The sequence below is a fragment of the Pseudomonas sp. 18.1.10 genome, assembly GCF_024655625.1.
In the GTDB taxonomy this organism is placed as follows: Bacteria; Pseudomonadota; Gammaproteobacteria; order Pseudomonadales; family Pseudomonadaceae; genus Aquipseudomonas.
In genome coordinates this window covers 1-5,850 of record NZ_JANLGL010000282.1, presented here as the reverse complement: position 1 = coordinate 5,850, position 5,850 = coordinate 1, and the positions used below count along the sequence as shown (strand labels likewise).

General features: G+C 63.3%; 4 protein-coding genes. 1 reads left to right on the top strand and 3 read right to left on the bottom strand.

All coding sequences use genetic code 11. The features are described 5' to 3' along the window. Nucleotides 1-63 precede the first annotated feature (63 nt). Genes NUV89_RS26880 through NUV89_RS26870 form a run of 3 tightly spaced genes read right to left on the bottom strand, consistent with a single transcriptional unit; the run spans nt 64 to nt 4,497 of the window. Complete coding sequence (locus NUV89_RS26880; protein WP_257783695.1) at nt 64-987, bottom strand: sulfonate ABC transporter substrate-binding protein; 924 nt, start codon at nt 985-987, stop codon at nt 64-66. Further along, the gene (locus NUV89_RS26875; RefSeq protein ID WP_257783694.1) at nt 984-2,315 is read right to left on the bottom strand and encodes an LLM class flavin-dependent oxidoreductase; all 1,332 of its coding nucleotides are present in this window, start codon (nt 2,313-2,315) and stop codon (nt 984-986) included. The genes NUV89_RS26880 and NUV89_RS26875 overlap by 4 nt, the downstream gene beginning before the upstream one ends. Nucleotide 2,316: 1 nt before the next feature. Further along, complete coding sequence (locus NUV89_RS26870; RefSeq protein ID WP_257783693.1) at nt 2,317-4,497, bottom strand: TonB-dependent receptor; 2,181 nt, start codon at nt 4,495-4,497, stop codon at nt 2,317-2,319. A 207-nt stretch (nt 4,498-4,704) separates the two neighbouring features. On the opposite strand from NUV89_RS26870, the gene NUV89_RS26865 reads away from it, so the two are divergent. Next, the gene (locus tag NUV89_RS26865; RefSeq protein ID WP_257783692.1) at nt 4,705-5,745 is read left to right on the top strand and encodes a LacI family DNA-binding transcriptional regulator; all 1,041 of its coding nucleotides are present in this window, start codon (nt 4,705-4,707) and stop codon (nt 5,743-5,745) included. The last annotated feature ends 105 nt before the right edge of the window (nt 5,746-5,850 follow it).

Genomic DNA, 5,850 nt, shown 5'->3' with positions numbered 1-5,850 from the left:
TCAGTTAAAGCATCTTTGACTGACACACCGCTTTCGCGAGCAAGCCCGCTCCCACATTTGATTTCAGTTGTTCTCTAGGGTTTGTTTCACGTCGATGGCCTTGGGCAGCAGGTGGTTCTGATAGAACAAATCCGCCGTGGCCTGCTGCGCCGCGATGATCTTCTCGTCAATCGGCAAGATCGGCGAAGGCGGGCGGTTGTCCATGTACCGCGCAATCACATCCGCAGGCAGCCCCATAAAACCGGTCAGCACCTTCAAGCTGTCCTCCCGCTGGCAGCGGGTCAGCGCTTCGGCGCTGCTGAGTTCACCGAGCAGGTCGTGGACAAAGGCACCGTTGGCCTTGGCGTATTCGCGCCGCGCCGTGTACACCGGCCCCGACAACCCCAACCCTTCACCGTTGGCCAACACATGGCTCGGGCTCTGGCTCAAGGCCAACGACGAATAGGGTTCCCAGATCGCCCAGGCATCCACGCTGCCGCGCTCAAACGCCGCGCGCGCATCGGCCGGTGGCAGGTACACCGGCTGGATGTCCTTGTAGCTCAGCCCAGCCTTGTTCAGCGCGCGCAGGATCAGGTTGTGGGAGCTGGAGCCTTTCTGGAACGCGACTTTCTTGCCCTTGAGGTCCGCCACGGAGTGCAGCGGGCTGTCATTGCGCACCAGGATGGTTTCGGCGCTGGGCTTGGGCGGTTCGGCGCCGATGTAGACCAGGTCCGCACCTGCCGCTTGGGCGAACAGCGGCGGGATATCGCCGGTGGAGCCCACATCCAGCGCGCCGACGTTGAGGGCTTCGAGCATCTGCGGGCCGGCGGGGAATTCGATCCACTTCACGTCAGTCTGCGGGAAGCGCTTTTCCAGCAGGCCATGTTCCTTGGCCAGCACCAGGGCGATGGAGCCTTTCTGGTAGCCGATGCGCAGGGTCGCAGGGTCGGCGGCGAGGGCGGTTTGGGTCACGGCCAGCAAGGCCAATACCAGTGCGCGAATCTTCATGGGCGGTCCTTTTTAAAGCGGTTTTCAGGGCGCGCCAAACCGAGGTTGTCACGCAAAGTGGCGCCGCTGTATTCGCTGCGGAACAGGCCGCGCCGTTGCAACTCGGGCACCACCCACTGGGCGAAATCCTCCAGCCCGCCGGGCAGGTGCGGGACCAGGATATTGAAGCCATCGGCGGCGCCGTTTTCGAACCAGCGTTGCAGTTCATCGGCGATCTGCACGGGCGTGCCGATCAGGCTGAAATGCCCGCGACCACCTGCAATTCGTCGGCCCAGTTGCGCCAGCGTGAGGTTCTCGCGCAACGCCAAATCACTGAGCAACTGCTGGCGGCTGCGCTGGCCGCTGTCGGTCAGTGGCAACTCTGGCAACGGCCCGTCCAGCGGGTAGCCGGACAGGTCGAAGTTACCCAGCATGCGCCCAAGCAACGCGACGCCGACTTCGGGCTCGACCAAATCCTGGAACGCTTCGAACTTCGCCTGCGCCTCAGCCTCGGTCTGCCCGACCACCACAAACACGCCGGGCATGATTTTCAGCGCATCCGCCTCGCGTCCGTACTGCGCAAGACGGCCCTTGAGGTCGGCATAAAAGCCCTGGGCATTCTCCAGGGACGTCTGCGCGGTAAACACCACCTCGGCGGTTTGCGCCGCAAGATCGCGACCGGCTTCGGACGAGCCTGCCTGCACGATCACCGGCTGGCCCTGGGGCGAGCGCGCGACGTTCAGCGGGCCCTTGACGCGAAAGTGTTCGCCCACGTGATCGAGCACATGCACCTTCGCCGCGTCGTAGTAATTGCCGCTGGCCTTGTCGCGTACAAAGGCGTCGTCTTCCCAGCTGTCCCACAAGCCGGTCACCACCTGATGAAATTCACGGGCGCGGCTGTAGCGCTCGCCGTGGCCGAGGTGCTCATCACGGCCGAAATTCTGTGCTTCGGCGGCGGCGTCCGAGGTCACCAGGTTCCAGCCGGCGCGCCCGCCGGACAGGTGATCCAGCGAGGCGAATTTGCGCGCCACATGGTAGGGCTCGTTGTAGCTGGTGGTCGCCGTGGCGATCAGGCCGATGTGCTCCGTCACCGCACTCAACGCCGCGAGCAAGGTCAATGGCTCGAAGTGATCCGAACGGGCCATATGGCTGGCGATCTCGCCGGTGGCCGCCGCCACGCTGTCCGCCACGAACAGCGCATCGAACTTGGCCGCTTCGGCGACCCGTGCCAAATGTTTGTACTGGGCGAAATCCAGCCCGGCATTCGCCGGTACATCGGGATGGCGCCAGGCGGCGACGTGGTGCCCGGTGGCCATGAGAAAGGCGCCGAGTTTCAGTTGACGGCTCATATTAGAAATCCTTGCGCAGTTGCACGCCGAAGTAACGTTCATCGTCACGGGGTACGGCGCGGTAGATATAGTTGCCGCCGCTGGCCAGCATCGGCGAGTAGGACTTGTCGGCGAGGTTCTTCGCCAGCAGGGCTACACGCCAGCCGTTGCTGTAGTCGGCCAGGGCCACGCTGGCGTTCCAGATGCCGTAGGCGCCTTGCTTGGTGTCGAGGTTCTGGCTGATGTCGTACTGCACTTCGCTCTGCCAGCTGTAGTCGGTGCCCAGTTCGATATCCAGGCCGTTATCCAGGGGGATGCTGTAGTCGGCGCGTACGTAGCTTTTCCAGTCCGGGCTGTAGGGCAGCGGCTTGCCATTCACGTTGCACGTCGCAGCTGCGCCGGCGGGGCAGGCGAACTCGTCGATGCGTGCGCGGGTGTAGGCCAGCGCACCGGACAGCTTGAGTTGCTGGGTGGCCTGCAAGGCGTAATCCAGCTCGACACCTTCGCTGCTGACGCTGCCGGCATTAATCAGGCGGGTCACCACTTGCCCTGCGACGGTGTCGAAAAAATTGGCCTGGTAGTTGTCGTAATCGCTGTGGAACACCGCGAGGTTGGTGGTCAGGCGGTTGTTCCAGGCGGTGGCCTTGATCCCGGCTTCCCAGGTGTTGGAGGTTTCCGGCTTGAGCGCATCGGTGTCGCGCGGCTGCATGTTGAAGAACACGTTGTAGGCCGGGCCTTTGTAGCCGCGCGAGTAGGTCAGGTAGCTGGTGATGTTGTCGCTGATGTCGTACTGCACGCCGAGGCGGCCGGACCAGCCGTCCTCATCCACCGCGCCGGAACTTGACGTGGCCGGTTGAATCCCGCTGACCGTGGTGGCTGAGGTGGAGATGCGGCGGTGATCGTATTTCAGGTCGTCGTGGGTGTAGCGCAAACCGGCGATGCCGCGAAAGCGTGACGTGAAGTTCAGCGTGCTCTCGCCGAACACCGCGTAGCTGTCGTTGGTGGTGCTGTAGTCGGCGATGCCACGGTCGGTGCGCGTGGTGGTCGTGAGGGTGCGCTGGTAGGTTTCTTCGTCCTTGCCGTGCATGTAGAACAGGCCGCCGACGTATTCCAGGAACTCACCTTTGGGCGAGGCCAGGCGCAGTTCCTGGGAGTATTGGTTGAATTCCAGTTGGCCCTTGTCGGCGGTGCCGGGGAATGCGGCGGTCACCGTGCCGAGGCGGTCGCCGTCCTGGTACTGGGTGTTGTCCCAGCCGCGCCAGGCGGTGATCGAGGTCAGGGTGTAGTCGCCGAGGTTCCAGTCGAGCTGGGCCGACAGGCCTTTGTTGGTGTCTTCGACATGGCTGCGGGTGTCGGTGTTGATGTCGCGGTTGTCGCTGGAGGCACGCACCGGGCTCAGGGCGTTGGTGAACGCCGGGGTCAGGGACTTGCTCACTACGCCGTTGGGCGCGTCGTCGTGGGACTGCATGTAGTCGGCGATCAGGGTCAGCTTCACGTCTTCATTGGGGGTGAATTCCAACTTGCCGCGAATGCCCTTGTGGTTGTAGCCGTTGACCTCCTGGCCGTTGTGCTGGTTATCGACGTTGCCGTCGTAGCTGCCGAACAAGGTGCTGACCGAGCCCTTGAGCACGTCGGGGATAAGGCTGCCGCCGATGCCGAAGCGGGTGCGGCTTTCGTTGCCGCTGTAGTAGGACTGGTCGATATAGCCGTGGGTCTCGGCGGTCGGCGCCTTGCTGGTGATATTGAGCACGCCGGCCGAAGCGTTTTTGCCGAACAGTGTGCCCTGCGGGCCGCGCAGCACTTCGATGCGTTCCAGGTCGAGCAGGTCGAGGGTGGCCTGGCCGGGGCGGGCGTAGACCACGCCGTCGATCACCGTGGCCACCGTTGGCTCCACGCCGGGGGAGGTGGAGATGGTGCCGACGCCGCGCACGAACAGCGAGGTGTCCTTGTTGGAGGCGCCGGTGCGGAAGTTCAGCGACGGCACCTGTTGCGCGATGCTGGCGACGCCGTTGCGGTTGTCGCGTTCAAGCTGCTCGCCGTCGAGCACCGAGACCGCCACCGGGACTTTTTGCAGGGATTCTTCACGGCGGGTGGCGGTGACGGTCACGGATTTGAGCGTCGGCTCCTGCTCATCGGCGGCAAAGACGGGCAGGGCGGTCAGCCCGGCCAGGATCAATAACGTAGTGCGTTGGAAGTTGTGCATGCTATGCCCGCTCGAAAAAAATGCCCTGAACCGTTGCCGTTCTGCGACGGCAACGCCTGTGAATTCGTCTCTGGCATTCGCTCGAGCGAGTAGCAGACAAAGCGCTTTGTTAGCGCTAACATCGGCATTATTGGTGGGGCTGGTTTAGAACGTCAAATACTGAAAAATTAGTCCTATATGCCTTTTTGTTTCTAACAGGATTTTCCCGTGAGCGAAGACAAACCGCGCAAACGCCGTGGCGCCGGGCGCGTCACCCTCAACACCGTGGCGCGCCAGGCCGGGGTGTCGGCGATTACCGTGTCGCGTTACTTCAACCAGCCGGAGCAGGTCTCGCCCGAGCGTCGCGAGCGCATTGCCCACGTAGTCGCCGAGCTGGGCTACGTGCCCAACCTGGTGGCCGGCGGCTTGGCCTCGGCACGCGGGCGGATCGTGGCGATGGTGATCCCGAACATCTCCGGGCCGATCTTTGCCGACACCATCCAGGGCTTCAGCGATACCCTCAGCCAGCACGGGTACCAGCTGTTGTTGGCATCGAGTTATTTCAGTGCCGAGCAGGAAGAAAGCGCGGTGCGCGCCTTTCTCGGCTGGTCGCCGGCGGCGTTGGTGCTGACCAGTCGTTTTCACAGTGCGGCTACCGAGAAAATGATCGCCGACACCGATATCCCGGTGGTGGAAACCTGGGACTACGTACCCGAACGCGAGCCTCTGCAGATCGGCTTTTCCCACTACGAGGTAGGCGTCACGGCTGCGCGCTACCTGCATGGCCAGGGTTATCGGCGCATCGCCTTCGTGCAGAACAGTGCGGCGGGTGATTTCAGTGCAATGGAGCGCGGTGATGGGTTCGCGGCGACCTTGAGCGCGTTGGGCGTGCACCCCTGGACCTTCGCGCCGGATGCCGGTTGCGCGCCCTTCGAAGCCGGCAAGCAGGCGATGGACGCACTGATGAGCCACCCCACGCCGCCCGATGCGATCTTCTTCGCCAATGACAACCTCGCCGCCGGCGGCTTGCTGGCGGGGCAGCGCGCCGGCTTGAACATTCCGCAAGACTGCGCAGTGCTCGGTTTTGGTGATTACCCCTTTGCGCACATGCTGCTGCCGAGCCTCAGCACCATCAAGCCACCGGCGTTGCAAATCGGTGTGCTGGCGGCCACGCGGGTATTGGAAAGTTTGGGGGTATTGCCGGTGGAAGAGGAGGTACAGCGCTTGAGTTTGCTGGAGTGCCGTCTGATTGCGCGGGAAAGTGCCTGAGGTTCCGACTTGTGGAGCAATCAATGTGGGAGCGGGCTTGTGTGGGAGCGGGCTTGCTCGCGAAGGCGGCGTGCCAGCCACCGAATTTGTCGACTGACCCACCGC

What these genes read in the sequence shown, in the direction of transcription:
- NUV89_RS26880 (WP_257783695.1), bottom strand. Translation starts at nt 987, where the DNA reads ATGAAGATTCGCGCACTGGTATTGGCCTTGCTGGCCGTGACCCAAACC.
- NUV89_RS26875 (WP_257783694.1), bottom strand. Translation starts at nt 2,315, where the DNA reads ATGAGCCGTCAACTGAAACTCGGCGCCTTTCTCATGGCCACCGGGCAC.
- NUV89_RS26870 (WP_257783693.1), bottom strand. Translation starts at nt 4,497, where the DNA reads ATGCACAACTTCCAACGCACTACGTTATTGATCCTGGCCGGGCTGACC.